The 26,165-nt window shown below is 64.0% G+C and carries 24 protein-coding genes; 15 read left to right on the top strand and 9 right to left on the bottom strand.

Translation table 11 applies throughout. The annotated features are described in order from the left end of the window. Positions 1–154: 154 nt before the first annotated feature. The gene (locus AC1Y2B_RS00950) at positions 155–1,663 is read left to right on the top strand and encodes a calcium-binding protein (RefSeq protein ID WP_482251161.1); all 1,509 of its coding nucleotides are present in this window, start codon (positions 155–157) and stop codon (positions 1,661–1,663) included. Here the strand turns inward: AC1Y2B_RS00950 and AC1Y2B_RS00945 are convergent. Further along, positions 1,660–2,484 carry a DUF6636 domain-containing protein gene (locus AC1Y2B_RS00945; RefSeq protein ID WP_482251160.1) on the bottom strand — a complete coding sequence of 275 codons (825 nt, stop codon included), beginning with the start codon at positions 2,482–2,484 and terminating at the stop codon, positions 1,660–1,662. The two genes, AC1Y2B_RS00950 and AC1Y2B_RS00945, sit on opposite strands and share 4 nt — an antisense overlap. Before the next feature lie 49 nt (positions 2,485–2,533). After that, positions 2,534–3,697 (bottom strand): M20 aminoacylase family protein, encoded by a 1,164-nt coding sequence (locus tag AC1Y2B_RS00940; protein WP_482251159.1) that lies wholly within the window; start codon positions 3,695–3,697, stop codon positions 2,534–2,536. 53 nt (positions 3,698–3,750) lie between these two features. Between AC1Y2B_RS00940 and mazG the strand changes: the two genes are divergently transcribed. Both mazG and AC1Y2B_RS00930 read left to right on the top strand, forming a co-directional pair. Then, positions 3,751–4,596, top strand: coding sequence for a nucleoside triphosphate pyrophosphohydrolase (gene mazG, locus AC1Y2B_RS00935; RefSeq protein WP_482251158.1), 846 nt, complete (start codon positions 3,751–3,753; stop codon positions 4,594–4,596). A gap of 235 nt (positions 4,597–4,831) precedes the next feature. Then, on the top strand, positions 4,832–5,779 hold the full coding sequence (locus tag AC1Y2B_RS00930) for a nucleoside hydrolase (protein WP_482251157.1): 948 nt from the start codon (positions 4,832–4,834) through the stop codon (positions 5,777–5,779). Positions 5,780–5,959: 180 nt separating this feature from the next. Here the strand turns inward: AC1Y2B_RS00930 and clpX are convergent, their stop codons facing one another. From clpX to AC1Y2B_RS00915, 3 genes are all read right to left on the bottom strand, one after another. Then, entirely contained in the window at positions 5,960–7,225 is a 1,266-nt protein-coding gene (clpX, locus tag AC1Y2B_RS00925) for an ATP-dependent Clp protease ATP-binding subunit ClpX (RefSeq protein WP_482251156.1), read from the bottom strand. Between the two features lie 137 nt (positions 7,226–7,362). Next, a complete protein-coding gene (locus AC1Y2B_RS00920) occupies positions 7,363–7,995 on the bottom strand; it encodes an ATP-dependent Clp protease proteolytic subunit (RefSeq protein ID WP_482251155.1) in 633 nt (210 codons plus the stop codon). A 203-nt stretch (positions 7,996–8,198) separates the two neighbouring features. After that, on the bottom strand, positions 8,199–8,807 hold the full coding sequence (locus tag AC1Y2B_RS00915) for a CDP-alcohol phosphatidyltransferase family protein (RefSeq protein ID WP_482251154.1): 609 nt from the start codon (positions 8,805–8,807) through the stop codon (positions 8,199–8,201). A gap of 89 nt (positions 8,808–8,896) precedes the next feature. Between AC1Y2B_RS00915 and AC1Y2B_RS00910 the strand changes: the two genes are divergently transcribed. The 7 genes from AC1Y2B_RS00910 (at position 8,897) to lexA (ending at position 15,686) form a co-directional block, all read left to right on the top strand. Further along, positions 8,897–9,421 carry a CAP domain-containing protein gene (locus tag AC1Y2B_RS00910; RefSeq protein ID WP_482251153.1) on the top strand — a complete coding sequence of 175 codons (525 nt, stop codon included), beginning with the start codon at positions 8,897–8,899 and terminating at the stop codon, positions 9,419–9,421. 103 nt (positions 9,422–9,524) lie between these two features. Beyond that, entirely contained in the window at positions 9,525–10,727 is a 1,203-nt protein-coding gene (locus AC1Y2B_RS00905; protein ID WP_482251152.1) for an ABC transporter substrate-binding protein, read from the top strand. Between the two features lie 58 nt (positions 10,728–10,785). Next, entirely contained in the window at positions 10,786–12,345 is a 1,560-nt protein-coding gene (locus AC1Y2B_RS00900; protein WP_482251273.1) for an ABC transporter permease, read from the top strand. 37 nt (positions 12,346–12,382) lie between these two features. Next, positions 12,383–13,198, top strand: a complete 816-nt coding sequence (gene trpC / locus AC1Y2B_RS00895) for an indole-3-glycerol phosphate synthase TrpC (RefSeq protein WP_482251151.1) — start codon at positions 12,383–12,385, stop codon at positions 13,196–13,198. Further along, complete coding sequence (gene moaC / locus AC1Y2B_RS00890) at positions 13,195–13,674, top strand: cyclic pyranopterin monophosphate synthase MoaC (RefSeq protein ID WP_482251150.1); 480 nt, start codon at positions 13,195–13,197, stop codon at positions 13,672–13,674. Before trpC ends, moaC begins: the two co-directional genes overlap by 4 nt. 18 nt (positions 13,675–13,692) lie before the next feature. After that, positions 13,693–14,859 (top strand): molybdopterin molybdotransferase MoeA, encoded by a 1,167-nt coding sequence (locus AC1Y2B_RS00885; RefSeq protein ID WP_482251149.1) that lies wholly within the window; start codon positions 13,693–13,695, stop codon positions 14,857–14,859. 128 nt (positions 14,860–14,987) lie between these two features. Then, entirely contained in the window at positions 14,988–15,686 is a 699-nt protein-coding gene (gene lexA / locus AC1Y2B_RS00880; protein WP_482251148.1) for a transcriptional repressor LexA, read from the top strand. Here the strand turns inward: lexA and AC1Y2B_RS00875 are convergent. Further along, positions 15,680–17,800 carry a ComEC/Rec2 family competence protein gene (locus tag AC1Y2B_RS00875; protein ID WP_482251147.1) on the bottom strand — a complete coding sequence of 707 codons (2,121 nt, stop codon included), beginning with the start codon at positions 17,798–17,800 and terminating at the stop codon, positions 15,680–15,682. The two genes, lexA and AC1Y2B_RS00875, sit on opposite strands and share 7 nt — an antisense overlap. A 77-nt stretch (positions 17,801–17,877) precedes the next feature. Between AC1Y2B_RS00875 and gltX the strand changes: the two genes are divergently transcribed. The 3 genes from gltX (at position 17,878) to AC1Y2B_RS00860 (ending at position 21,939) form a co-directional block, all read left to right on the top strand. Further along, positions 17,878–19,281: a glutamate--tRNA ligase gene (gltX, locus tag AC1Y2B_RS00870; protein WP_482251146.1), complete on the top strand. Its 1,404-nt coding sequence runs from the start codon at positions 17,878–17,880 to the stop codon at positions 19,279–19,281. 114 nt (positions 19,282–19,395) lie between these two features. Beyond that, positions 19,396–20,685 (top strand): citrate synthase, encoded by a 1,290-nt coding sequence (locus AC1Y2B_RS00865; RefSeq protein ID WP_482251145.1) that lies wholly within the window; start codon positions 19,396–19,398, stop codon positions 20,683–20,685. 102 nt (positions 20,686–20,787) lie between these two features. Then, positions 20,788–21,939 carry a hypothetical protein gene (locus AC1Y2B_RS00860; RefSeq protein ID WP_482251144.1) on the top strand — a complete coding sequence of 384 codons (1,152 nt, stop codon included), beginning with the start codon at positions 20,788–20,790 and terminating at the stop codon, positions 21,937–21,939. Positions 21,940–22,031: 92 nt separating this feature from the next. Here AC1Y2B_RS00860 and AC1Y2B_RS00855 read toward each other — a convergent pair whose 3' ends face one another. Next, entirely contained in the window at positions 22,032–23,177 is a 1,146-nt protein-coding gene (locus tag AC1Y2B_RS00855) for a type III PLP-dependent enzyme (protein WP_482251143.1), read from the bottom strand. Positions 23,178–23,400: 223 nt separating this feature from the next. On the opposite strand from AC1Y2B_RS00855, the gene AC1Y2B_RS00850 reads away from it, so the two are divergent. After that, entirely contained in the window at positions 23,401–23,832 is a 432-nt protein-coding gene (locus AC1Y2B_RS00850) for an Lrp/AsnC family transcriptional regulator (RefSeq protein ID WP_482251142.1), read from the top strand. Between the two features lie 102 nt (positions 23,833–23,934). Beyond that, the gene (locus AC1Y2B_RS00845; RefSeq protein WP_482251141.1) at positions 23,935–24,699 is read left to right on the top strand and encodes a VOC family protein; all 765 of its coding nucleotides are present in this window, start codon (positions 23,935–23,937) and stop codon (positions 24,697–24,699) included. 6 nt (positions 24,700–24,705) lie between these two features. Here AC1Y2B_RS00845 and AC1Y2B_RS00840 read toward each other — a convergent pair whose 3' ends face one another. After that, entirely contained in the window at positions 24,706–25,425 is a 720-nt protein-coding gene (locus AC1Y2B_RS00840) for a DUF3592 domain-containing protein (protein ID WP_482251140.1), read from the bottom strand. 87 nt (positions 25,426–25,512) lie between these two features. Beyond that, the gene (locus tag AC1Y2B_RS00835; RefSeq protein WP_482251139.1) at positions 25,513–26,052 is read right to left on the bottom strand and encodes a DUF3592 domain-containing protein; all 540 of its coding nucleotides are present in this window, start codon (positions 26,050–26,052) and stop codon (positions 25,513–25,515) included. Between the last annotated feature and the right edge of the window lie 113 nt (positions 26,053–26,165).

Raw genomic sequence — 26,165 nt, 5'->3', positions numbered from 1 at the left:
GCCAGACGGGGCGCCAGACGGGGCGCCAGATCGGGCGCCAGATCGGGCGCAGGGCATTTTAACCAATTAAGCACATTCTCAACCTTTGCTTGTTTGATGATGCCAATACGTTAAAATCCCCTTAATTTCCGACATCGGATTTTAAGGAGCCGCCATGACGACCTATCTGATCACCAACGACGCGACCTGGCTTGGCCTGACCAGCTTTCATGCCGGTGATCGGCTGATCGTAACGCCGAACGCCTCGCTGGTGATGCCGGATGTGGTGCTGTCAGATCTGGGTGTTGCCGGGGCCACGGCGATCAGCTTTGCGGGTTATGTCTACCTGCACAGCGTGGCGGTGGATTACAACGTCAGCTTTTCTCTTACCGCCACCGGCCAAGTCCTGTCGGACACCTCGGGTACGGCGCTGACGATCGGCGGCCCGGGCGGTGGTGCGCATCTGGATGCGGCCGGACAAATCACCGCCAGCGCGGGCACGGCGATTGCCACGGCAGGCGGCGGCAACAGCATCGTGACCTCGGGCCGGATCGCGGCAGATATCGGCGTTGCGCTGGACAGCCTTGCCGATCAGTTGAGCAACACCGGCCTGATCCTCGGCAGCACCCATGCTGTCAGCCTCGACGCCGATGCGACGCGTCTTGCCAATCTTGGCACGCTGCAGGCTTCGGGAAGCGCCGTTCTGGTGCAGGGCGACGCGGTACATGTCAGCAACGCCGGCACGATCGGCAGTCTGGGAACAGCGATTGAAATCACGGCCTCAGGCCACTTCTGGTTGACGAACGCCGGGCAAATTCTGGGCGACATCACCTCTGTCGGTGGGGCGGATGATGTGATCCGCAACACCGGCACCCTTACGGGCGACGTCGATCTGGGGGCGGGCAATGACCGCTTCGCCGGTGGCCACCTGAGCGGTGATCTGACCATGGGCCTTGGCAATGACACGGTCGACGCGCGCGGCAATGCGGTGGGCGGCGAGATCCTCGACCAAGGCGGCAGTGACACCTATCTGATCGACAGCCCCCTGACCCGGATCCTGGACACCGGGGCCGAGGTGGACACGGTGCTGGCCTGGTCCTCGTTCCATCTGGAAGACGGGCTGGAGGTTCTGGTCCTGAAAGGCGCGTCCGACCTGAACGGATCGGGCAATGCGCTGGACAACAGCCTGACCGGCAATGCGGGTGACAACCGATTGCTGGGCGGGGCGGGCAACGACACTTTGTCAGGCGGCGACGGCAATGACCTTTTGCGCGGCGGACAAGGCGCCGACCGGCTTTATGGCGATGACGGCGACGACATCCTGCGCGGCGAGTTTGGTCGCGATACGCTGACCGGCGGACAAGGCAGCGACACGTTCGTCTTCTCAAGCCTTGGCCACAGCGGCGCCGCGCTGGCCGGGGCCGACACGATCACCGACTTCGCGCAGGGCGAGGATCGCATCAACCTGTCGGCCATCGACGCCATCCGGGGCAATGCAGCGGCGTCGGATGTCTTCACCTTCATCGGCAGCGCGGGCTTTTCTGGCGTGGCGGGCCAGCTGCACGCGGTGCAATCCGGCGGCGCCACGCTGATCGAGATGGATGTCACCGGCGACGGTCAGGCCGACGCGGTGATCCGGCTCTGGGGACTTTACAGCCTGACCGCCGGCGATTTCATCCTTTAGAACACCGTCTGCGTCTTGCGGGCGATGCTGAAGCCATGGCCACCATTGTTCTGGCAGGTCATCCCGGCCTTGGACGAGACGCAGGCGATGCCAAAATAGCTGAGCGTGCTGCCGTAGTTCAGCACCTCGGCCGATGGGTCGGCGACGGTATCGCCGTGGCAAAGCAACGCGCCCCGCTTGGAGGTTTCGCCAACCCCGAAACTGTCGCCCCAATCCTCGCCGCAGTCGGTGGGCTGGTTGGTGAAGCTGCGGTTCAACTGCAACAGATCGCAGCGCACGCTGACCTGATCGCCGACGTCAAACGCGCAGACGATGTTGCCGGTGGGCGATTTGAAGAAATGAAATTCCTCGGTCGCGACGTTGGTGGTGGTGGCGCTGCTGTCGGTGCCGGTGGCATTCAACGAGGCCGAATTGCCCGAGGTGGACCCCGGGTCGGACAACAGGGTATAGACCCCGCTCAACCCCGCTTTCAGCATCCGGTTGGCGGTTCCGGTGCCAAGATCACCAATGGTCGACAGGATCTTCACGCCCCCGCTGGCCTCGGCAAAGAAGATCCGGCTGTGATCGTCGGCAGGGTAAATATAGGTGAAGCCCTTGGCCGCAGCATCGGCATGCCCGTCGATCTGCAGGCAGGCGGTGTCGCCCTCGGCGCAGGCATTGCCGCCATCCGTCCCCCCCGTCACCAACGAAAAATCAAAGCCGCTGGCGGTGGCCTTGCTGACGATCAAGACATCGCCTGCCGGGTTCACCATGACACCATTTTGCGGAGACGCGAGGGCCATGCCGGGAATCAGGGCGGCCAGAACAAGCCATTTGCGCATAAGAAACCTCTTTCTGATGCCAACAGTCTTGCCCTGATTCCCGCAGCGATCAAGCCAAAGGTTGCGCCCGCTCCACCAGCCGCGCGAAGAACGAGGCGCCAATCGGGGCGGCCTCGTCGTTGAAGTCAAAGGCCGGGTGATGCAGGCCCGCGCCCGGGCCGGTGCCGAGGAACAGATAGGCGCCGGGGCGGGCTTCCAGCATGTAGCTGAAATCCTCTGACCCCATCTCGCGGTTGGCATTGCCATGGGCGGCATCGGGGCCCGAGATTTCGGCGGCCACTTCGGTGGCGAAGCCAGCGTTGGCTTCGGTGTTGATCGTGGCGGGATAGCCCCAGTCGTAGTCGATGCGCGCCTTGACATTGTAGGCCGCCGCATGACCTTCGACGATCTCAAAAAAGCGCTTCTTCAGCAAAGCCCGCACATCCGGCTTGAAAGAGCGGATCGTGGCGCAGAACATCGCCTCCTCGGGGATGATGTTGGAGGCGGTGCCGGTGTGGATCTGGGTGACCGAAATCACCGCCTCATCCAGCGCATAGACATTGCGCGGGATGATGGTCTGGATCGCCTGCACCATGCCAACCACGGCCACGACCGGATCCACGCAATCATGGGGTGTGGCGCCATGGCCACCTTTGCCGGTGATGTAGACAAACGCCGTATCGACCGAGGCCATCAATGCGCCCGGTGTCGTGAAGAAATGGCCAAAGGGCATGTTGGGCGCGTTGTGGATGCCGTAAACTTGGGCGATGTCGAAGCTGTCCATGATGCCCGCCTGCACCATCGCCTGCCCGCCCGCCCCATCCTCCTCGGCCGGCTGGAAGATCAGCGCGACGCGGCCGGCAAAGCGGCGCGTCTCGGTCAGGTACTTCGCCGCCCCCAGCAGCATGGTCACATGGCCGTCGTGGCCGCAGGCATGCATCTTGCCCGGGATGGTCGAGGCATAATCAGCCCCGGTAATCTCGACAATCGGCAAGGCGTCCATGTCGGCGCGCAGGCCGATGGTGGGCCCCGGTCCGGTGCCGTTGATGATGGCGACGATGCCTGTCTTGGCGATGCCGGGGTGAACTTCATCGACGCCAATCTCGCGCAAACGCTCTGCGATGAAGGCTGCCGTGTTGACACAGTCGAAGGAAAGTTCCGGATGCTGATGCAGATGCCGCCGCCAGCCCTTCATTTCCTCGGCATAAGCGGCGATACGGTTGAGGACGGGCATGGGACTCTCCTGATTTTGCCCTTTGATCAAATCTGAAAATGAAGGGATCGGCAATGGTTCTTGACTCTGATGCGCTGGTTCGTGACGCGGATGGCGGGCCCAATGGTCAAATTGCGCGTCTGCGTGAAATCATGCGGCGCTTGCGCGACAAGACCACCGGCTGTCCGTGGGATATCGAACAGACCTTTGCCACCATCGCCCCCTACACAATCGAAGAGGCCCATGAAGTGGCCGACGCCATCGCGCGCGAGGCCTGGGCAGAGCTGCCCGGAGAGTTGGGCGACCTGCTGTTGCAGGTCGTCTTCCACGCGCAAATGGCCGAAGAGGCCGGGCTGTTTGGCTTCGACGATGTGGCCAGAGCCATCTCTGACAAGATGCTGCACCGCCACCCGCACGTCTTCGGCGATGAAAGCCGCGACAAATCCTCGGCCCAGCAGACCGTGGACTGGGAGCGGATCAAGGCGGCCGAACGCGGGGCAGCCAAGGGCGGGGCGCGCGTACTGGACGGTGTCGCCTTGGGCCTGCCGGCTCTGACCCGCGCGGTCAAACTGCAGAAACGCGCAGCCCGCGTCGGGTTCGACTGGCCCTCGACCGACGAGGTGCTGGACAAGCTGCGCGAGGAAATCGCCGAACTGGTCGAAGCGCGCAATGAATTGTCCGAGGTCGAAGTCGTCGAAGAAATGGGCGACTTGCTGTTCGTCATGGCCAACCTTGCCCGCCACATGGGGGTTGACCCTGAAGCCGCCCTGCGCGGCGCCAACGCCAAGTTCACCCGGCGCTTTGGCAAGATCGAGGATTGGTTGGGCGAGGCGGGCAAGACCCCGGACCAGTCGGACCTGGCCGAGATGGACGCCCTGTGGAACCGCGCCCGGGCCGAAGACAAGCTGAAGCCGGCGTAAGACCCGAATTTTCTACGAAAATTCAAGGAGCGCCCGTCGTTGCCGTCATCATGTTCAGGGGATGTTCCCAGAGGTGCCCCGCAGTCAGCCGCCCCGCAAGACCCATCCCCCGGGGGTTTCACACCCCCGGCCCCCCGTGGGATATTTGAACCCGGATGAAACGGGACCCGGGGCGGCAGACCGGATGGACAATTGATCACGGCCCGTGTTGGATGACGCCAAACAGGAGCCCGCCATGACACGCCATCCGCGCAAGATCATCATCGACACCGACCCCGGACAAGACGACGCCTTCGCCATATTGCTGGCGCTGGCCAGCCCGGAAGAGCTTGATATCCTTGGCATCTGTGCCGTCGCCGGGAATGTTCCGCTGACCTGGACCGAACGCAACGCCCGCATCATCTGCGAGCTTGCCGGCAAGGCGCAGACCAAGGTCTTTGCCGGCTGCGATGCGCCCTTGAAGCGCAAGCTGGTGACGGCCGAGCATGTGCATGGCAAGACCGGGTTGGACGGCCCTGTGATGGCTGAGCCGACGATGAGCCTGCACCCGCAGCACGCCGTGGATTTCCTGATCGAGACGCTGCGGCATGAACCGTCGGGCACGGTCACCCTATGCCCGCTGGGGCCGTTAACGAATATCGCGACGGCGTTTCTGAAGGCGCCCGACCTCGTGGGCCGGGTGCAGGAGATCGTCCTGATGGGCGGGGCCTATTTCGAAGTGGGCAACATCACGCCCACAGCCGAATTCAACATCTATGTCGATCCGGAAGCCGCTGAAATCGTGTTCCAATCCGGAGTTCCTCTGGTCGTCATGCCGCTGGACGTCACCCACAAGGTTGTCACCAACCGCGCGCGCGTGGAAGGCTTCCGCGCGCTAGGCACCAATGTCGGACGCGTCGCTGCCGAATGGGCGGATTTCTTTGAACGCTTCGACATGGCCAAATACGGCTCGGAAGGCGCGCCGCTGCACGACCCCTGCGTGATCGCCTATCTGCTGCAACCCGGCCTCTTCAAGGGCCGCCACATCAACGTCGAGATCGAGACGCAGTCTGATCTGACGCTTGGCATGACAGTTGCCGACTGGTGGGGGGTTACGGACCGAAAGGCCAATGCGATGTTCATGGGCTCGGTCGATGCCGACGGGTTCTTTGCCTTGCTGACCGAACGGCTCGGACGCCTCTGACCCTTTCATCTTGGCAGAAATATCCTCGGGGAGGTCCGTGAGGGGCGGAAAGCCCCTCCGGCTGGGGGGCCGGGGGGACGGGTCCCCCCGACTCCGGGCGGTGGAGCAACTCACATCACAGAACTGAAAAAGCCCGCAGTCCAACAGACTACGGGCTTTTCTTCCGTGATTTGCGAAGGATCAGCCGGCAGACGCCGGCTTCTTTTCCTTCACTTCGGTATGAACCAGCAGCGGCTTGCCCTTGGAGCCCACGGCCTCTTCATTGACCACGACTTCGGAGACGTCCGACATCCCCGGCAGTTCGAACATGGTGTCCAGCAGGATGTCTTCCATGATCGAACGCAACCCGCGCGCACCGGTTTTGCGTTTGATGGCGCGTTTGGCGATGGCCACGAGCGCGTCGGTCGTAAAGGTCAGCTTGACGCCTTCGATGTCGAATAGACGCTGGTATTGCTTGACGAGCGCGTTCTTGGGGTCGGTCAGGATGGTGACCAAGGCCGGTTCATCCAGATCGGTCAGGGTGGCGATCACCGGCAAGCGGCCGACAAATTCAGGGATCAGGCCGAATTTCAGAAGATCTTCCGGCTCCAGTTCCATGAACAGTTCCCCGGCGCCGCGCGAGTCAGGGTCCTTCACATCGGCGCCAAAGCCCATGGCAGAGCCCTTGTTGCGCTGTGCAATGATCTTCTCAAGTCCGGCAAAGGCGCCGCCGCAGATGAAAAGTATGTTGGTCGTGTCCACTTGCAGGAATTCCTGCTGCGGATGCTTGCGCCCCCCTTGCGGCGGCACGGACGCCACGGTGCCTTCCATGATCTTCAGCAGCGCCTGCTGCACGCCCTCGCCCGAGACGTCACGGGTGATCGAGGGGTTGTCAGACTTCCTCGTGATCTTGTCGACCTCGTCAATGTAGACGATGCCGCGCTGTGCCCGTTCGACGTTGTATTCCGAAGCCTGCAACAGCTTCAGGATGATGTTTTCCACGTCTTCGCCCACGTAACCGGCTTCGGTCAGGGTGGTGGCGTCGGCCATCGTGAAGGGCACTTCCAGAATGCGGGCCAGTGTTTGTGCCAGCAGCGTCTTGCCGCAACCGGTCGGACCGATCAGCAGGATGTTGGACTTGGCAAGTTCCACATCCGATTTGCTGCCATGGTTCAGGCGCTTGTAGTGGTTGTGCACCGCCACCGACAGCACACGCTTGGCGTGCACCTGGCCGATGACATAGTCGTCCAGCACCTTGCAGATGTCGCGCGGGGTCGGCACGCCATCGGTGGCCTTCAGGCCGGTGCTTTTGGTTTCTTCACGGATAATATCCATGCAAAGCTCGACGCATTCATCACAGATAAACACGGTCGGCCCTGCGATCAGCTTGCGGACCTCATGCTGGCTCTTGCCACAGAACGAGCAATAGAGGGTGTTCTTGCTGTCGCTGCCCGAATTGTTCGCCATTATCGTCCTCTGCCCATCGCCCCCCAAATCCGATTGGTCGGGGCGGTTTAGGGAAGTCTAGGCCAAGGCCCGCGCCTCCACAATCCGAAACTGCCCCGGGCGGCGGCTCTCCCCCGCCCGGACCGATCACTTGGCCATCATTTCGACGTGTCGTCCATCTTGCCACGGTTCTCGACGATCTCGTCGATCAGGCCCCAGGCCTTGGCATCCTCGGCGGACATGAAGTTGTCACGCTCCAGCGCCGCTTCGACGGTGTCATAGGAATTGCCGGTGTGCTTGACATAGATCTCGTTCAAGCGGCGCTTCAGTTTTTCGGTTTCGCGCGCGTGGATCATGATGTCCGTCGCCTGACCCTGATAGCCGCCCGAGGGCTGGTGGACCATGACGCGCGAATTGGGCAGCGAGAAGCGCATGCCCTTTTCGCCAGCCTGCAGCAGCAAGCTGCCCATCGAGGCCGCCTGCCCCATCACCATCGTCGAAACTTTGGGGCGAATGTATTGCATTGTATCGTAAATCGACAGGCCAGAGGTCACGACACCGCCGGGCGAGTTGATGTACATTGAGATTTCCTTGGAGGGATTCTCGGCCTCAAGGAACAGCAATTGGGCGCAAATCAGCGACGACATGCCGTCATGCACCGGGCCGGCCAGGAAAATGATGCGTTCTTTCAAGAGCCTGGAGTAGATGTCGTAGGCCCGCTCGCCCCGGCTGGTCTGCTCGACCACCATGGGGACAAGGGTATTCATGTAAGTGTCGATCGGATCGCGCATGTCAAACCTGCCTGTTGTGACTTGGAGTGTTATCGCCTGAGCATTGCCAGAGTCTTAGTGTCGCGCGCCGCGGGCTACAAGGGCGGGGGCAGCAAGAGTTGGGACGAAAAGTGAACGACGACCCGGGTGGTGCAAAGCGGGGGTTTCACACCCCCGCACCCCCGTGGGATATTTGGGCCTGAATGAAGGGGCAGGGCACCCGATCAGCTTGAGAACACCTGCCGGGCCAGCAGGATTCGGGCGCTGGCGGTGATCAGACACAGAACGCCGAACAAGGTTGCAAGCGCCGGGAACGCCAAGGGCCACAGGCAGAAGGCGGTCAGAAACAGGATGGTTTCAGCGCCCTCCATGATGCCAGCGGTGAAATAGAGCGATTTTTCGCCGCGGGCCGAGGTCTGCAACCCGTGCTTTTCCGCAAGGATGGCAAAGGCCAGAAAGCTGGCCCCGTTGATGTAGAAGGACAGGATCAGAAAGGCGGCAGCACGGGCGTTGGCCGGGTCCGCGCAGGCAAAGGCGAAGGGGATCATGCCGTAGAAGGCGAAATCGGCCACGATGTCAAGAAAGCCACCGAAGTCGGTCTTGGCACCGGCCCGGGCCACAGCACCATCCAGCCCATCGGCGAGGCGGCTGGCCAGCAGGGGAATCAGGGCCAGCGCCGCCGGGGCGCCCGCCGCGATCACTCCCGCTGCCAGTGTGCCAAGACCAAAGCCTGCCAAGGTGACGTGGTCGGCGCTCACCCCGCGCTCGGCAAGGACCCGCCCGACCCGGTCAAGGCCGGGGTCCATGATCTTGCGCAGAAGGCCATCGAGCATATTTGTCTTTCTCTTCCCGGAACGTGTTGTTAACGGTTTGAGCCCATCGTCGGCAACGACGATCCCACTTTCAAGTGACGGAGCGCCCGATGTCCTTCAAGCCCCTGATGGCTGCAATCTGTCTTTGCGCCTTGGGTGGCTGCGTCAGCGTGACTTATACGACGCAGAACGGCACGACCGGGGCGCCACATGCCTGGCCCGCCAGCGCCCATTGCCCGACGCCTGCGGCCGCTGCGGCCAATGCGGCCGCGATGCGGGATCTGATCAACCAGCAAAGGCGGCAGGCGGGCATTGCCCCCGTCGCGATGTCGGCGGCGGCGACGACGGCAGCGCAAGCCTATGCCTGCGAAATCGCCGCGCGACGCGACATCAGCCACATCGGGTCAGACGGCTCGAACGCCGGGGATCGGTTGGCGCGGGTCGGACTGAGCTTTTCGTATGTCGAGGAGAACTCGGCCGAGGGCTACACCACGGTCGACAAGACCTTTGCCGCCTGGATGGCCTCGGCCGGTCACCGGCGCAACATTTTGAACGCCGAAGTGACCCAGATGGGGCTTGGGCAGGCCGAGGGGCCCTATCCGACCTGGGTGCTTGACCTTTTCACCCCGGACTGACCCGGCCCGCCGCGTGGCGTCACGTTGGTGTGCCTGCGATGGGCCTGGGTTGCACTGGGGTCGCTCCCTCCGATAGCCTGTGCCGAAGGATGAGGAGACGCAGGTGAACAGACGCGAATTCGGCGGCGTGGCGTTGGCGGGGGCGGCCCTTTGGGCGGGCCGCGCCTTTGCGGGCGATTGGGCGGCTTTGCTGGGCAAGGCGCGCGGCCAGCAGGTCTATTTCCACGCCTGGGGTGGGGACCCCAAGATCAACGATTTCATCGCCTATGTCGGCCAATTGGCCAGCGACCGCTTTGGCGTGACCCTGACCCATGTGAAACTTGCCGCCACGTCGGATGCAGTGGCCCGCGTGCAAGCCGAGAAGGCTGCGGGCAAGACATCCCTCGGGGCGGTGGACCTGATCTGGATCAACGGCGAGAATTTTGCCGCGATGACGGGCGCGGGGCTGCTCTATGGCCCCTTTGCCGAGGGTCTGCCGAATTGGCGCTATGTCGACACCCAAGGCAAGCCCGCCACGACCACCGACTTCACCCTTCCGACCGGAGGGTTTGAAAGCCCCTGGGCCATGGCGCAACTGGTCTTCGAACATGACAGCGCCAGGCTGGCCACGCCGCCACGGACCATTGCAGCCCTCGCTGACTGGGCCAAGGCCAACCCGGGCCGCTTCACCTATCCGCAGCCGCCCGATTATCTGGGTCTGACCTTCCTCAAGCAGGTGCTTTACGCCCTGTTGCCCGATCCAACCGTGTTGCAAGCCCCCGCCACCGATGCGGGCTATGCGGCAGCGGCGGCGCTGTGGCCCTTTCTTGACGCGCTGCACCCAAACTTGTGGCGGCAGGCCAAGGCCTTTCCGGCCAACGAGCCCGCCCTGGGGCAACTTCTGGCCGATGGGGAGACGACGATTTCCTTCGCTTTCAACCCCGGCCGCGCCAGTGCCGAGATTGCGGCGGGCAATCTGGCCGACACGGTGCGGACCTTCGTGCTGACGGGCGGGACCATCGGGAACGCGTCTTTCGTGGCGATCCCGTATGACGCCGCGGCGCCGGAGGGGGCGCAAGTGGTGGCCAACCTGCTGTTGGAGCCAGAGGTGCAGGCCCGCGCGCAAGATGCGGCCGTTCTGGGATTTCAGACGGTGCTGCGCCTTGAGGCGCTGACCGCCCCCGACCGCGCCCGGTTTGACAGCCTGAAGCGCGGGCCGGCCACCCTGTCGCCGGTCGAATTGGGCCCGACCTTGCTGGAGCCGCATGCCAGCTGGATGACCCGGATCGCCGAGGATTGGGCCAAACGCTACGGCGTCGCCAAATGATCCCGGACTGCGACGGAGGGCGCGGGTGACGCTGCGCGCGCAGGTCGCCGCCGTTGGGATGGGCCTTGTGCTGGCCTTGCCGGTGGCTGCCGGTCTGGGCTTTGGCTTTCAAGCCGGGGTCTGGCACCTGGCAGAGGTTCTGGTCTGGCAGGGCCTGCCCCGTGCGGTGATGCTGTCCTTGGTGCCGGGGCTGGTCGCCACGGCCTGCAGCGTGGGGCTGGTCCTGCTGATCCTTGGTTTGCGTCCGCGCGGTCTGGCCGTTCTGGAACGTCTGCTGGCCCCGATGTTGGCACTGCCGCATGCGGCGGCGGCACTGGGGCTGGCCTTTCTGATCGCCCCTTCGGGCTGGATCGCCCGCACAATGTCACCCTGGGCGACCGGTTGGCAGGTGCCGCCCGATCTGATGACGCTGAATGATCCCTTGGGCGTGGCGCTGACCCTTGGGCTGGTGCTGAAAGAAACCCCCTTTCTGCTGCTGGTGGCGCTTGGCTTGGCCTCTCGGATACTGGAGCAGCGGCGGATCGTTGCGGCAACGCTGGGTTACGGCAAGGCAATGGGATTTGCGCTGGCGGTCTGGCCGGGGCTTTATCCGCAACTTCGACTGCCGGTGCTGGCAGTGCTGGTTTACGCGATGACCAATGTCGACATGGCGCTGATCCTTGGGCCAAGTCTGCCGCATCCCCTCGCGGTGCAGATCAGCCTGTGGATGACCGAGCCGAGCCTTGCGCATCAGGGCCTCGCGGCGGCGGGCGCCTTGGTGCAGCTGGGTCTGGTGGGGCTGGGCATCGCGATCTGGGTGATGGCAGAGGGTCTGGGCCATCGTCTTATGCGTGCCCTGGCCTTGGGGGGCGTCCGCGGAGCCGGGCTGGACGCCGTGCTGGCGCCGCTGGCCGCCGGCGCGGTGGTTCTGTTGGTGCTGTCTTCGGTCTTCGGGCTGGCGGGGCTGGCGCTGTGGTCCTTGGCCGGCCCCTGGCCCTTCCCGCTGGCGCTGCCGCAAGCGCTGAGCCCGGCGGTCTGGCAACGCGCCGCACCCGAGGTGCTGGCCTCTTCGGCGACAAGCCTCGCCCTCGCGGTGGGGGCCACACTGCTGGCGCTGCTGCTGACACTTGCCGCCCTGCACGGCAGCGGACGACGGTTGGAGGCGTTGGTCTATTTGCCGCTGTTCGTGCCGCAGGTGGTGTTTCTGCCCGGGCTCGCGCAGGCCCTGCTGCACCTGCCGGTGCCGCCCCTGCTGGCGGTTGCGGCGGGACATCTTGTCTTCGTGCTGCCTTACGTCTTCCTGACCCTCGCCGGCCCGTTTCGCGCCTGGGATGGCCGGATGGCGGCCATCGCCACGACCCTGGGCGCGGGGCCATTGCGCATCCTGTGGCGGCTGCGGCTGCCGATGCTGGCCGCACCATTGGCCGCCGCCGCTGCCATCGGCGTGGCGGTCTCCATCGGGCAATATCTGCCAACGCTTCTGCTGGGCGGTGGCCGCGTCGACACGCTGACGACCGAAGCCGTTGCCCTCGCCTCCGGTGCCAATCACCGCATTGTGGGGGCCTACGGGCTCGCCCAGGCCTTCTGGCCCGCCCTTGCCTTCGCGCTGGCGCGCCGGGCGCAAAACCGGCGGACCTGACTTCCCTTTTCCGCGCCCTCGCGTTAAGCCCTTGGACATGACAACCACGATCCTCGACACCATCAAGGCCTACAAGCTGCAAGAGGTCGCCGCCCGCAAGGTTGCGCGTCCCTTGCGGCTGGTTGAAGAGGCCGCCCTCTCCGCCCCTGCCCCGCGCGGCTTTGCCCGCGCCTTGTCCGAGGCTGCGGCTTCGGGCTATGGCCTGATTGCGGAAATCAAGAAGGCCTCGCCCTCCAAGGGCCTGATCCGCGCCGATTTCGACCCGCCCGCACTGGCCAAGGCCTATGAGGCGGGTGGCGCCACCTGCCTTTCGGTGCTGACCGACGGGCCGTCGTTCCAAGGCGCGGATGAGTTTCTGACCGCCGCCCATCAGGCCGTGAAACTGCCCTGCCTGCGCAAGGATTTCCTCTACGACACCTATCAGGTGGCCGAGGCCCGCGCCCTGCACGCGGACTGCATCCTGATCATCATGGCCTCTGTCTCTGATGCCCAGGCGGCAGAGCTAGAGGCGGCGGCCACCGCGCATGGCATGGATGTGCTGATCGAGGTGCACGACCGCGCCGAACTGGACCGCGCCACCTTGCTGAAATCACCGCTGATCGGCATCAACAACCGCAACCTGCATTCGTTTGAAGTGACCCTCGACACCACGCGCCAACTGGCGCGCTATGTCCCGGAAGAGCGCATCATCGTCTCGGAAAGCGGGCTTTACACGGCGGATGATCTGGCCGAACTCGCCCGCTATGGCGCGCGCTGCTTCCTGATCGGCGAAAGCCTGATGCGGCAAGCCGATGTGACGGCGGCGACCAAGGCCATCCTGTCGCGGCCCCTGACAGCACAGGGCGGCGCATGAGCGGCCTTTCCCATTTCGACGATCAGGGCCACGCCCATATGGTCGATGTGGGCGACAAGGCCGTGACCGCCCGTGTCGCCACCGCCGAAGGTCTGGTGCTGATGACGACCGCGACCTTGGCGCTGGTTCTGCAAGGCACCGCCAAGAAGGGCGATGTGCTGGGCGTCGCCCGTCTGGCGGGCATCATGGCGGCCAAGAAAACCTCGGACCTGATCCCGCTCTGCCACCCGTTGCCCATCACCAAAGTCGCCGTCGATCTGGTGCCGGATGTGGCGCTTCCCGGCGTCCGCGTGACTGCCACCGTGAAAACAGCAGGGGTGACCGGGGTCGAGATGGAGGCGCTGACCGCCGTCTCGGTCGCCTGCCTGACGGTCTATGACATGCTGAAAGCGGTCGAGAAGGGCATGCGGATCGAAGGCATCCGTCTTTTGCTGAAAGACGGCGGCAAATCCGGGCTTTACGAGGCCAAGGACTGAACCACGGAAAGGGCCACCATGATCTCTGTCCAAGAGGCCCTGACGCGCTGCCTCGCCCTTGTCTCCCCGCTCCCCGCTGAACCTGTGGCGCTGCGCCAATCGGTCGGCCGCATGATGGCCGAACCGGCCATGGCCAACCGCGATCAGCCGCCTTTCGCGGCCTCGGCGATGGACGGCTACGCCGTGCAGGGCGATCCGGCGGCGGGTGACAGCTTCACCCTGATCGGAGAGGCGCAGGCGGGCAAGGCCTTCGCCGGCACGGTGGCACCCGGTCAGGCCGTGCGCATTTTCACCGGCGCCCCGGTGCCCGCCGGGGCTGACCGCGTCGTCATCCAAGAAGACGTCGAGGCCGATGGCCCCACCATCACCATCAAGCCCAAAGCCGACCTTTCCCGCCACATCCGCCCGCAGGGTCAGGACTTCAAATTGGGCGAGGCGCTGCCGACGCGCCGCATCGCACCCCATGATCTGGCATTGCTGGCCGCGATGAACCTGCCCCAAGTGCTGGTCCACCGCCGCCCGGTCGTGGCCATCATCGCCACCGGCGACGAACTGGTGATGCCCGGCGAGGTGCCCTCCCCCGACCAGATCATCTGCTCCAACTCTTTCGCCATCGCGGCCTTGATCGAGGCCGAGGGCGGCATCGCCCGCATCCTGCCCATCGCCCGCGATACCGAAGCCGAATTGCGCGCCGTCTTTGCGCTGGCCGCAGATGCCGACCTGATCATCACCATCGGTGGCGCCTCGGTCGGCGACCATGACCTCGTCGGCCCTGTGGCGGAAAGTCTTGGGCTGGAGCGGGCGTTCTGGAAGATCGCCATGCGCCCCGGCAAGCCCTTGATGGCCGGACGCCTGCAAGGCGTGCCCATGCTCGGCCTGCCGGGCAACCCCGTCTCTTCGATCGTCTGCGCGCATCTCTTCCTTTTGCCCATGGTCCGCGCCCTGCAAGGCCGACCGGACGTGGCGCCCTTGGCCCGCAAGGCAGTGCTGGGTGCCGCCGTCGAGGCCACCGGCCCCCGCACCCATTACATGCGCGCCAGGCTGGCTGACGGCGTCATCACCCCGTTTGACCGGCAGGACAGCGCCCTGATCCGCATCCTGACCGAGGCCAACGCCCTGCTGATCCGCACCGCTGGCGATGGGCCACAAGGGGCGGGGTCCGAGGCGCTCTACTTGCAGTTGTAAAGCGGGGAACATCTTGACACAAACCAAGAACACGGGCAGAACATTCAATTAACACTTATAGCAACGGGGGTTGACTGTAAGGGGATTGGCCAGCTGCTTGGCCGCCTTTCAAGGGGTAGGGTCTGACGATGCTCACGCGCAAACAGCTGGAACTTCTGGATTTCATCAAGACACGGCTCGATATCGACGGCGTGCCGCCCTCGTTTGACGAGATGAAGGACGCGCTGGACCTGAAATCGAAATCCGGTATCCACCGCCTGATCACGGCGCTGGAAGAACGCGGCTTCATCCGCCGCCTCGCCCACCGCGCGCGTGCGCTTGAGATTGTGAAGCTGCCAGAGGCGATGGAAAAGGTCGGCTTCACCCCACGCCTTGTGCAGGGGTCAAAACCGCCGGCCCCGCCGCCGCGCCCCGCTGCAGCGCTGGAGGTTGAAAACCTGCATGCCATGGAAATCCCGATGATGGGCCGCATCGCCGCTGGCGTGCCGATCGAAGCGATCGCCCATGTCAGCCATCATGTCACCGTGCCCAATGCGCTGATGTCGGGCAAGGGCTCGCATTATGCGCTGGAGGTGAAGGGCGATTCGATGATCGAGGCAGGGATCAATGATGGCGACATCGTCATCATCCGCGAACAGATCGACGCCGAAAATGGCGACATCGTCGTGGCTTTGGTCGAAGATGCCGAAGCGACGCTGAAACGTTTCCGCCGCCGTGGCGGCATGATTGCGCTGGAAGCCGCCAACCCGGCCTATGAAACCCGCGTCTTTCCCGGCCATATGGTCAAGGTGCAGGGCAAGCTGGTGGGATTGATCCGCAGCTACTGACCGGTCTGCGCCAGAACCGCGGGCTTGGCCGCAACGAAAACCGGGCTGACCGGGGTGTCGTTGCCGGTCCAGACCCGCGCCTCGGCCCGCACGGGGATCAACAGCACGCCGCCACCCTGCGCCACACCGGCCAGGGCGCCGCTTTGCGCGAGATATGTGGCATCCAGCACGATGCAGCCAGCCGGCGGATCAACCGCCGGGCCAAGCCGCACCGGCACCAGAACCAGATCGGCCGCTGCGCAGGCCTGCGCCACCTCGGTCAGCGCATCCTTGCCCGACAGCACCACGCCGCGAACGCCGGCCACCTGAAACCGGCGCGCGGTCTTGGGTCCGTCAAACCCGGCCCGGGTCGCGGCGGCCTTGGGATCGGCCAGATCGCCATCATCGGCCAACCACGACTCGGCGGCAAATCCGGCCCCGCGCGGCGCGGACAGCGCCCGGCCCTGCGGCCCAAGAACGCCCGCCAGAACCCCGTCGGACGAGATCAGCAGGGGCGGACGTTCGACCATCGCCCAAAGACCAAAGCCCAGCAGAAGGGCTGCGAACCCCGCCAACCGCGCCCTGCCCTGCCACAGCACCAGCCACAGCGCCCCCAGCGTGATCAGCGGAATGGTCCAGGGCCCCGGTTGCGGCACCGGTGTGATCGCCCCGTTCAGCCCGGAAATCCAATGCGCGATGAACAAGATCCAGCGCGCCGCCCAATCCATGACCGTCAGCGCGGGCGAGGCCAGCCCGATCGGCGCCAGCAGCGCCGCCACGGCGCCTGCGCCCATCAGCAGATCCATCACCGGCACCGTCAGCAGATTGGCCAGCAGGCCATAACCCGTCAGCCGGTTGAAGGTCGCCGCCGAATAGGGCGCGGTGGCAAGGCCTGCGAGAAGCGAGCTGACGGTGAGCAGGATCACCGGCTTCAGCCAGCGCGGCACGCCATGGCGCAGCATCAGCCGCTCGGCCGGGCCAAAGCCCGCGATCAGGCCGATGGTGGCGGCAAAGGACAATTGGAACCCCGGTGCCAGCAGGCTTTCGGGCTGCCACAGCAGCAGGATCAGCGCCGCCACCGCGACCGAACGCAGGGTCAGCGCCCGGCGATCCAGCAAGACAGCCACCAGCATGATCGAGACCATCAGATAGGCCCGCGTCGTCGCCACGTTGGCCCCCGACAGGATCAGATAGAACAGCGCCACGCCAAACGCCACGCAGGCCGCCACTTTCTTGGTGTTGACCCGCAATGACACCGGCGGGATCAGCGCAAGCCCATAACGGATCAGTGCAAAGACGAACCCGGTCAGAAAGGCCATGTTCATCCCCGAAATCGCCAGCAAATGCGCCAACGAGGAGATCCGCAGGTCCGTCACCACTGCGGCCGTGATCTCGGACCGGTCGCCAGTCAGCGCACCAGAGGCGAAGGCCCCGGAATCGCCCGGCACCCGCGCCATGATCGCAGCCGACAGATGATTGCGCAGCCGGTTGACCGAGGCATCCCACGGCCCTGGCAGCGCCCATGTCACCACCGGGCTGGAGGTGTAGCCAACCGCCCCCAGCTGCTCGAACCAGGCCATCCGGCGGAAATCGAAGCCGCCGGGTTCTGACGCGCTTTCGGGGGCGGCGATGCGGGCGGTGACCTGCACGGTCGTCCCCATCTCATAGGGCTGCGGTGGCGGCGGACCGTGTAGCGCGATGCGCAGGGTGGCAGGGGTGGCGGCAGGCTCCACCGCGCTCAACACCACCTGATCCAGGGTCAGGCGCACCGCGTCCGATTGGGACCGGTCGATGTCGATGATGCGGCCCTGAATGGGACCGTAATAGGGCGCGGCCAGCATCGGCGACGCGACCACCCACACCCGGGCCCCGCACGACAGCGCGCCCAAACCGGCAAAAGCCAAAGCCACCGCGACGGGCCGGGCCAGGACGGGACCAAAGCGCCCCAGCGCCAGCAGCCCCAGCACCAGTCCGGCTAGGCTGATGTAGAACACCAACCCCGGCTCGGTCGGCAGGGAAAACCACAGGCCGATGCCGATCGACAGGAAGACCGGCAGGAACAGGAACAGATCGACGGGCGCCTCTGACAGGGCAGCGACAGCCTGCATCGCCCAAGTGACCAAGCGCCTGCCCACCTTGTCCTTCCCCCCGCATTTGCCTAAAGCTGCCGCGAGCCTAGGCTCAGCATGGTTTCCATAAGGTTAACGCGCCGATGTCAGACCCCCAGATCGTTACCCGCTTCGCCCCCTCGCCCACCGGATATCTGCACATCGGTGGCGGCAGGACCGCGCTGTTCAACTGGCTTTACGCCCGGGGACGCGGCGGCAAGTTCCTGCTGCGGATCGAGGACACCGACCGCGAACGATCGACCCCCGAGGCGACGGCAGCGATTCTGCGAGGCCTGACGTGGCTGGGGCTTGACTGGGACGGCGATGTCGTCAGCCAGTTTGACCGCAAGGACCGCCATGCCGAAGTGGCACACGAGATGCTTGCGCGAGGAACGGCTTATAAGTGCTTCTCGACCAAGGAAGAAATCGACGCCTTCAGGGCCGCCGAAGAAGCTGCGGGCCGGTATCCGATCTTCCTGTCGCCGTGGCGCGATGCGGACCATTCGACGCACCCCGACCTGCCTTACGTGATCCGGATGAAAGCACCCCGGACAGGCGAGACGGTTATTGATGACAAGGTTCAGGGAAAAGTAACCTTTCGCAACGATCAACTGGACGACATGATTGTCCTGCGTTCCGACCTGACCCCGACTTACATGCTTGCCGTGGTGGTGGATGACCACGACATGGGGGTGACCCACGTCATTCGCGGCGATGATCATCTGGCCAATGCCGCAAGGCAGACGATGGTCTATGACGCGATGGGCTGGCGGGTGCCGGTCTGGGCGCATATTCCGCTGATCCACGGGCCGGACGGCAAGAAATTGTCCAAGCGGCACGGGGCTTTGGGCGTCGAAGAGTATCAGGTGATGGGCTACCCTGCGGCCGGCATGCGCAACTATCTGACCCGTCTGGGTTGGGCGCATGGTGACGCGGAAATCTTCACCTCGGACGAAGCGAAGGCGATGTTTGACCTTGAAGGCATTGGCCGCGCCCCGGCCCGGCTGGACTTCAAGAAGCTGGAACATACCTGCGGCCAGCACATCGCCAAGGCGGACGATGCTGCGCTGCTGCATGAACTTGAGGCGTATCTGGCTGTGGCTGGCAAACCTGCGCTGACGCAAGCTCAGCATGCGCTGATGCTGAAGGGGATGTACTGCCTCAAAGATCGCGCGAAGACTTTCCCGGAACTGCTTGAAAAAGCAGAGTTTGCGCTAACCTCGCGTCCCATTGTGCCCGACCCTGCGGCATCAGCGCACCTTGATACGGTATCCCGTGGTATACTGAAATCGTTGACGCTGCAGTTGCAAAATGGTACTTGGGAAAAAGCGGAATTGGAGCATATCCTGACCGCTGCTGCGACCGAGGCCGGTATCGGATTCGGCAAGCTGGCTTCCCCGCTTCGGGCGGCCCTTGCAGGACGGACCGCCACGCCAAGCGTCTATGACATGATGCTGGTCATCGGGCGCGACGAAACGATTGCAAGGCTGAGCGAGGCGGCTGGCTGACGCCCACTTGGCCTTGGATGTGCCCGCCTTGATGCTCAGGCCCGTGCATCCGCAAAGGACGTGATCCGCCTCAACCCGCTGCCACGGGTTCAGGCTCCCAACGGGGGACGAGAGATGTGTGCTGACAAGACCGCCAAGCTGAGCCTGAACGGCCAGTCCTATGACCTGCCCGTCATGTCCCCGGTTCTGGGGCCCGACGTGGTCGACATCCGCAAGCTTTATGACGAGGCAGATGTCTTCACCTACGACCCCGGCTTCACCTCCACCGCCGCCTGCAAAAGCGCGATCACCTATATCGACGGCGACAAGGGAGAGCTGCTCTACCGCGGCTATCCGATTGATCAGCTGGCCAAGGAAAGCTCGCATCTGGAAGTGTGCTTCCTGCTTTTGTACGGCGAACTGCCGACTGCGGACCAGCTGGCCGACTTCAAAAGCCGGGTGACGCGGCACACGATGGTGCATGAACAGATGCACTACTTCTTCCGGGGCTTCCGCCGTGACAGCCACCCGATGGCGACGATGGTGGGCGTGGTCGGCGCCATGTCGGCCTTCTACCACGACAGCTTGGACATCAACGACCCCTGGCAGCGCGAGGTTGCGGCGATCCGGATGATCGCCAAGCTGCCGACGATCGCCGCGATGGCCTACAAATACTCGGTCGGCCAGCCCTTCGTGTACCCCAAGAACAGTCTGTCCTATGCCGGCAACTTCCTCAACATGTGCTTTGCCGTTCCGGCAGAGGAGTATGTGGTGAACCCGGTGCTGGAAAAGGCGCTGGACCGGATCATGATGCTGCACGCCGACCATGAGCAGAACGCTTCGACCTCGACCGTGCGTCTGGCGGGGTCTTCGGGCGCCAACCCCTTTGCCTGCATCGCGGCCGGCATCGCCTGCCTTTGGGGCCCGGCGCATGGTGGCGCCAATCAGGCCTGCCTTGAAATGCTGCGCGAGATCGGCACCGTCGACCGCATCCCGGAATACATCGCCCGCGCCAAGGACAAGAATTCCGGCTTCCGCCTGATGGGCTTTGGCCACCGCGTCTATAAGAACTTCGACCCGCGCGCGACGGTGATGAAGGAATCGGCGGACGAGGTGCTGGACCTTCTGGGCATCCACAACAACCCGATCCTGCAAGTTGCCAAGGAACTTGAACGGATCGCCTTGTCGGACGACTACTTCATCTCCAAGAAGCTGTACCCGAATGTCGACTTCTATTCGGGCATCATCCTTGAGGCGATGGGCTTCCCCACCTCGATGTTCACGCCGATCTTCGCGATCTCGCGCACCGTGGGCTGGATCAGCCAGTGGAAGGAAATGATCGCCGAAAACGGCAAGATCGGCCGCCCGCGTCAGCTGTACATCGGCCCGGCCAAGCGCGATTATGTTGATGTGAAGCACCGCTGATCGGACAGCACGCGCAAGAGTTGCAGAAACGACCGGGTCCGGGCTAGGGTCCGGTCGTTTCATTTGGGCAGCTCAGGCCCACAGACCGGAGGCGCATTGAGGGTGGCACGAAGACTTTGGCTCCACATCGGGTCACACAAGACCGGCACCACCACGGTGCAAAACGCCTTCCTGTTCAACAAGGACCTTCTGGCCAGCCATGGTCTGGGCTTTGCCCATTCCGAGGGGCAGTCGCACCTGCATGCCTTCGTGACTTACCACGACAAGACCGCGTTCTTGCCGGATGGCTACACGGTGCTGCACCCCAGGAAATTCGCCGCGCATCTGGCCAGCGTGCCGGGCGACACGGTCTTCGGATCGTCTGAGAACTTCAGTTTCTTCTTTCGTCAACCCACGGTGAAGGCGCTGGCCAACGCACTCAAGGAGCAGTTCGACGAGGTTCGGATCTTGGCCTACATCCGCCGTCAGGACCGTCACGCCATCTCGCACCATCAAGAGGGGGCCCGGGCGGAGCGGATGCCCGAGGGTCAGCTTTGGGGCCATGCGCTGACGGCGCTGCCGCAAGCCTTGCCGCATCAGCGCCTGTATCTGGACTATGACAAGCGGCTGACCCTATGGGAAAACGCGTTAGGGGCCGAGAATGTCACAGTGCGGATGTATGACCGCGCCCATCTGAAGAATGGCGACATCGTCTCGGATATCCTGTCGGTGCTGGATCTTCCAGAGGATGGCATGCAGCGGTTGGCGGACCGCAACGTCCAGCTTCAGATGCAAAAGGCCAAGGTCGGCCATCTGGCCAACGAGGTTCTGGGGCAGGATCTGATCACCCGTGCCCTGATCCGGGCCTTGCCGAACACCGGCGGCAAGATGATGCCCAGTGCGCAAGCCGCCCGCGCCTTTCTGGAGCCGTACCGCGCCAGCAACCGTGCTCTGAACGCGCGACGCCAGTTGACCGAGTTCCCTGACCTGTTTCCCGACGACTTCGACGATTTCCCCGAAGTGGCAACCGAGGCCTGGACCGAGGCCGGGGCGAACTCGGCCCTGCGCACCGTGCTCGCCGTTCTGGGCACCGGGGATGGCTACCAGAACGCCTTCACCTTCGATGACATGCGCAGTGCGGCGATTGCGCTGAAAGAGTCGGCGCCGGAATCCGCCCGCCGCTTTGCCGCCGCAGCGCTGCGACTGCGGCCCGAGCGTACTTTCCTGGCCAAACTGGTGGCGGACCTAGATGAGGTTCTGGCCAAGCGGCTTTGAGGCTGCCGTGCGTGCCAAACCCTATCACGCGATCAAACGAAAAACCCCCGGCAGGACCAAGCCTGCCGGGGGTTTTCATGCGTTTTGCCGGATCACAGCTTCAGCGACAGGACCGTGACGCAGGCCAGTTCGCCAAAGCCGTTGAAGCGGCTGTTGGTGACGGTGGAATAGGCGCCCATGCCCTGGATGATGACGTAATCCCCCTCGGCGGTGTCCGAGGCCAGCGGCACTTCGCCCGGCAGACGGTCGACCGAATCGCAGGTCGGGCCGAAGACGACACGGCCTTGCACGGTGCCCATCCGGCGGTGGCCGCGCGGGTCCAGAACGTCGATCCGGTTGATGATGCCGATCTGGCTGAATTCGAACATCGAACCGTAGATGCCGTCGTTCAGGAAGACGTGGCTGTCATCGCGCACGGCCTTGACCTTGGCAGCGACGGCATAGGCGTCACCGCACAGGCCCCGGCCCGGTTCACACACCAGTGCGGGCCGGTCATCCCCGAAGGAATCTGTGGTCACGCGGTCGATGGTGGCGAAAATCGCTTCCAGATCAACGGTCACGCCACCGACGCGGTTGTTGGGGAAACCACCGCCCACGTTCAGCCGGGCGATCTTGACGCCAGCCTTGCGCGCGATCACCGCCGCTTCACGGATATAGGACGCCCAAGCTTCCGGGTCGGTGCATTGCGTGCCGGGGTGGAAAGTGATCGAGGGGACAAACCCCGCATCGGCCACGGTTTTCAGCAGCTCGGCCGCCAGTTCGGCCGTCGCACCAAACTTCGCACCGAAGTTGTAGGCAGCCCCCGACACCGGCAGCTTGAAGCGCACAGAGATCTCGCAATCGTCGTGCGGCACCATCTCGATCAGCTTGGCCAGTTCGGTGCGGCTGTCGACCGACCAGGACTTGACATGGCGGGCCACCGCATGGGCGATTTCGGCCCGGCTGCGTACCGGGTTGTGGTAATGAATGGCCGCATCCGGATCCAGACGGCGGATCAGGTCGATCTCGAACGGCGACGCGCAGTCAAAGCCCTTGACCCCGGCGGCCATCAGGTTTTCGACCACTTCTTCCGTGGGGTTCGACTTCACGGCATAGGTCACAAGACCCGTAAAACCATCAAGAAAACGGCGTGCGGTGGTTTGCACGACCTGCGGCGCAAAGAACAGCACCGGGTTTTCCGGCTGCTGGTTGCGGAGGTATTCGGTCGGATTGGTCCAGATCGTTTTGGACAGTCCCATCGGCGTAATCCTTTCTGCCAACAAGATGCTGAACCCTCCCCGTTGCCATAAAATGGACAGGCGGCCTTGGGCACCAGCTCGGTTTTTCCAACCAGGCCAGGTGCGTATGAGCCGCCCTTTTCCTGCAACGTAGGATGCTGCATATGGGTGACAACTTCACCGAACAAAACTATATAATTGCCGGAAATGGTCGGCATAATGACGAAAAAGGAAGGCAAGTTGTATGGATGAACTGGATCGGAGCATTATTGGCGTGCTCAGCGCCGATGCGCGGACGTCAGTGGCCACTTTGGCCCGGAAATTGAAGGTGGCCCGCTCGACCATCCAGGCCCGGCTGGAGCGGCTGGAGACCGGCGGCATCATCGCAGGCTACACGTTGAAGCTGGGCGAAGAGGCGCGGCAGGGGCGTTTGCGGGCCTCGGTTCTGCTGTCGATCGAGCCGCGCGGGCAGGCGGCGATCCTGTCACGGTTGAAGGCCATTGCAGAGGTGGAGCGGGTCTTCACCACCTCGGGCCGGTTCGATCTGCTTTTGCAGGTGGCGGCCCCCAACACCGCCGTTCTGGATGGTGTGCTGGATCAGATCGGCGCGATGACCGGGGTGAAGTCCTCCGAAAGCCTGATCCATCTGTCAACTCGGATCGACCGCGCGGTGTGATGCCGGGCGCTTCCAATTTATGTTGATATCAAATCAAATGCCTTGAAGCGACTCGGATGTTCCCGCATTGTTCGTAAATACGGAGCGTTTGGGGAGGATGACATGTCGTTTCACGGATTGCCCTGCTGGTATGAACTGGCCACCAAGGATGTCGCCAAGGCGCAGGCGTTTTACGGCGCCGTGCTGAACTGGACGCTGAAGGACAGCGGCACGCCGGGGATGGTCTATCAGATCGCCCGCGTCGGGGTGAGCGATGGCAGCGGCGTGGCCGGTGTCATGGTGGCCGAGGGTGAGCAGCCCGTGGCGTGGTCGATCTATTTTGCGGTGGACAGTGCCGATGCCACAGTGGATGCCGCCAAGGCTTTGGGGGCGCAGGTGATTGTGCCGCCGTCGGACATTCCCAACACAGGGCGCTTCGCCATCCTGATCGACCCGCAAGGCGCAGCCTTTGCCGTTCTGCAGCCCCTGCCGATGGCGGATGGCAGCGGCGCCAGCGCCTATGATCCGGCCAAGCCGGGCTATGGCGCATGGCAGGAAATCGTGACGGCTGACCCGATTGCGGCGCTTGACTTCTACGGCAAGCTGTTCGGGTGGACCCTGTCGCGCAGCATGGAGATGGGGCCGGGCATGACCTACCACATCTTCGGGCGCAACGGCGTGGATCTTGGCGGCACCTTCGCCGCCCCCGGCGCGCCGCCGTCCTGGAAGCCGTATTTCGGCGTCCCCTCGGCCAAATCCGCGGTAGAGGCCGTGATCAAAGCCGGTGGCCGCGTGCTGCATGGCCCCGACGCGGTGCCGGGCGGCGCCTTCACCGTGCAGATCATGGACGCCGAGGGCGCCATGCTGGCCGTTGTCGGACCGGCCTGACCGGGCCTAGCGGGGGCCCGCGTCGCCCTCCCACACCGGGGAAAGATTGCCCTCGGGATCGGCGTAGATCGTAACCTTGCTGCCAACGGCGGGCAACTTCGCCAGCGGTCGCGCCCGGCTTTGACCGGTCACACCCGCCTCATCCCGCCAGAGCAGGCGGTAAAGCTGATTGCCCGTGACGCGGTAGTTCGTCCGCTCCAGCGCCGTGACGTCGGCCTGCCGCATCACCCCCGTCTCACGCAGGGCCACCATCCGCCGCGCCAGCCGCAATCGCCAGCGCAAGCCCAGACCACCGCCGATCAGAAAGGTCAGCGCGAAGCTGAGGAAGATGGCGCCCTCGAAGAAGGTCCAGCCATATTCCACCTCGATGATCGTGGGGTCGTCCTTGACATAGCGCACCGGGATCGGCCCACCTTCCGTCAGGCCCGCATAAAACCCCTGCGTCACCGCAAGCTGCGTCTGCCGAAAGGCACCCGAATCGAAGCTGAAGGCCACGTTGTAATCGGTGCAGGTGTCGAGGTTGTCTTTGCCGCAGGACCGGGCCGAGGTCCACAGCCGCGTCACCTGCCCCTGAACCTCGGCGCCGCCCATCTGCAAGCGCCAGGCGCGTTCGAACATCACCTCGGCCGGAATGGCGATGCCAAGGCCGATGAGGACGAAGAGCGCAAAGACCCAGCCCGGTGTGGCAAGGGTCAGGGATAGAACACCACGCTTGGTCGAAGCCATGCCGCACCCGTCTCCAGCGCCCCAAGGGTTGATCAGAAGACAGGCGCGAGCCTTAGCCTAGCGCAGCCGCCGGACGCCACCAACCCCCTAGCGCGCCCCGCAATCGCCCTCCCAGACCGAGGGGAGCTTGCCCGACGGGTCGGCGTAGATCGTGATGGTGGAATATGTCTCGGGCAGGTTCACGCGCCACATCCGGATGATGGTGCCGGTCTGGCCCGTCTCGTCACGCCAAAGGGCTGTCCAAGGATAGCTACCGCCTCCGGACTGCCTTGTGACCTTGGCAGACCTTGGTTCTTCGGTTTCGCGCAGAAATGCGTGACGGATCGTCAGGGCCATGACGGCGAAAGTTCCCCAAACTCCAATCGAGAGGATGAAAATGCCGAGGAGGCAGAAGATGAGGTTGTGCCACAGCGCGCCGCGTGGGCTGAGGGCGTGGATGTCTGAATCGTCGGGCAGATACCAGACGGCAATGGGCCGACCGGGCTGGTAAGCGACCCATTCGCTTTCCGAGACGGGTGCCGAGCCTGTATAGTCCTGTGCCCCGAACTGGCAATCGACCCAGAAGCGATTGCCCTTGCCGGAGGTTCCGTTTGTGTAGTGGCCCAGCACGATGCCGTTGGTTTCCATACCATTCCGCGAAAGGTGCCAGACCTTGGAAAGGTCGGGCAGAGCATCACCGATGCATGTTCAGACTGCCGAATGACAGCGCAAGGCATAATACACCGCCCTTGCGCAGGGCG

It is taken from the genome of Stagnihabitans sp. (assembly GCF_964946895.1).
Note: the sequence above shows the minus strand (reverse complement) of the source record. Positions and strands in the feature narration are given on the sequence as shown.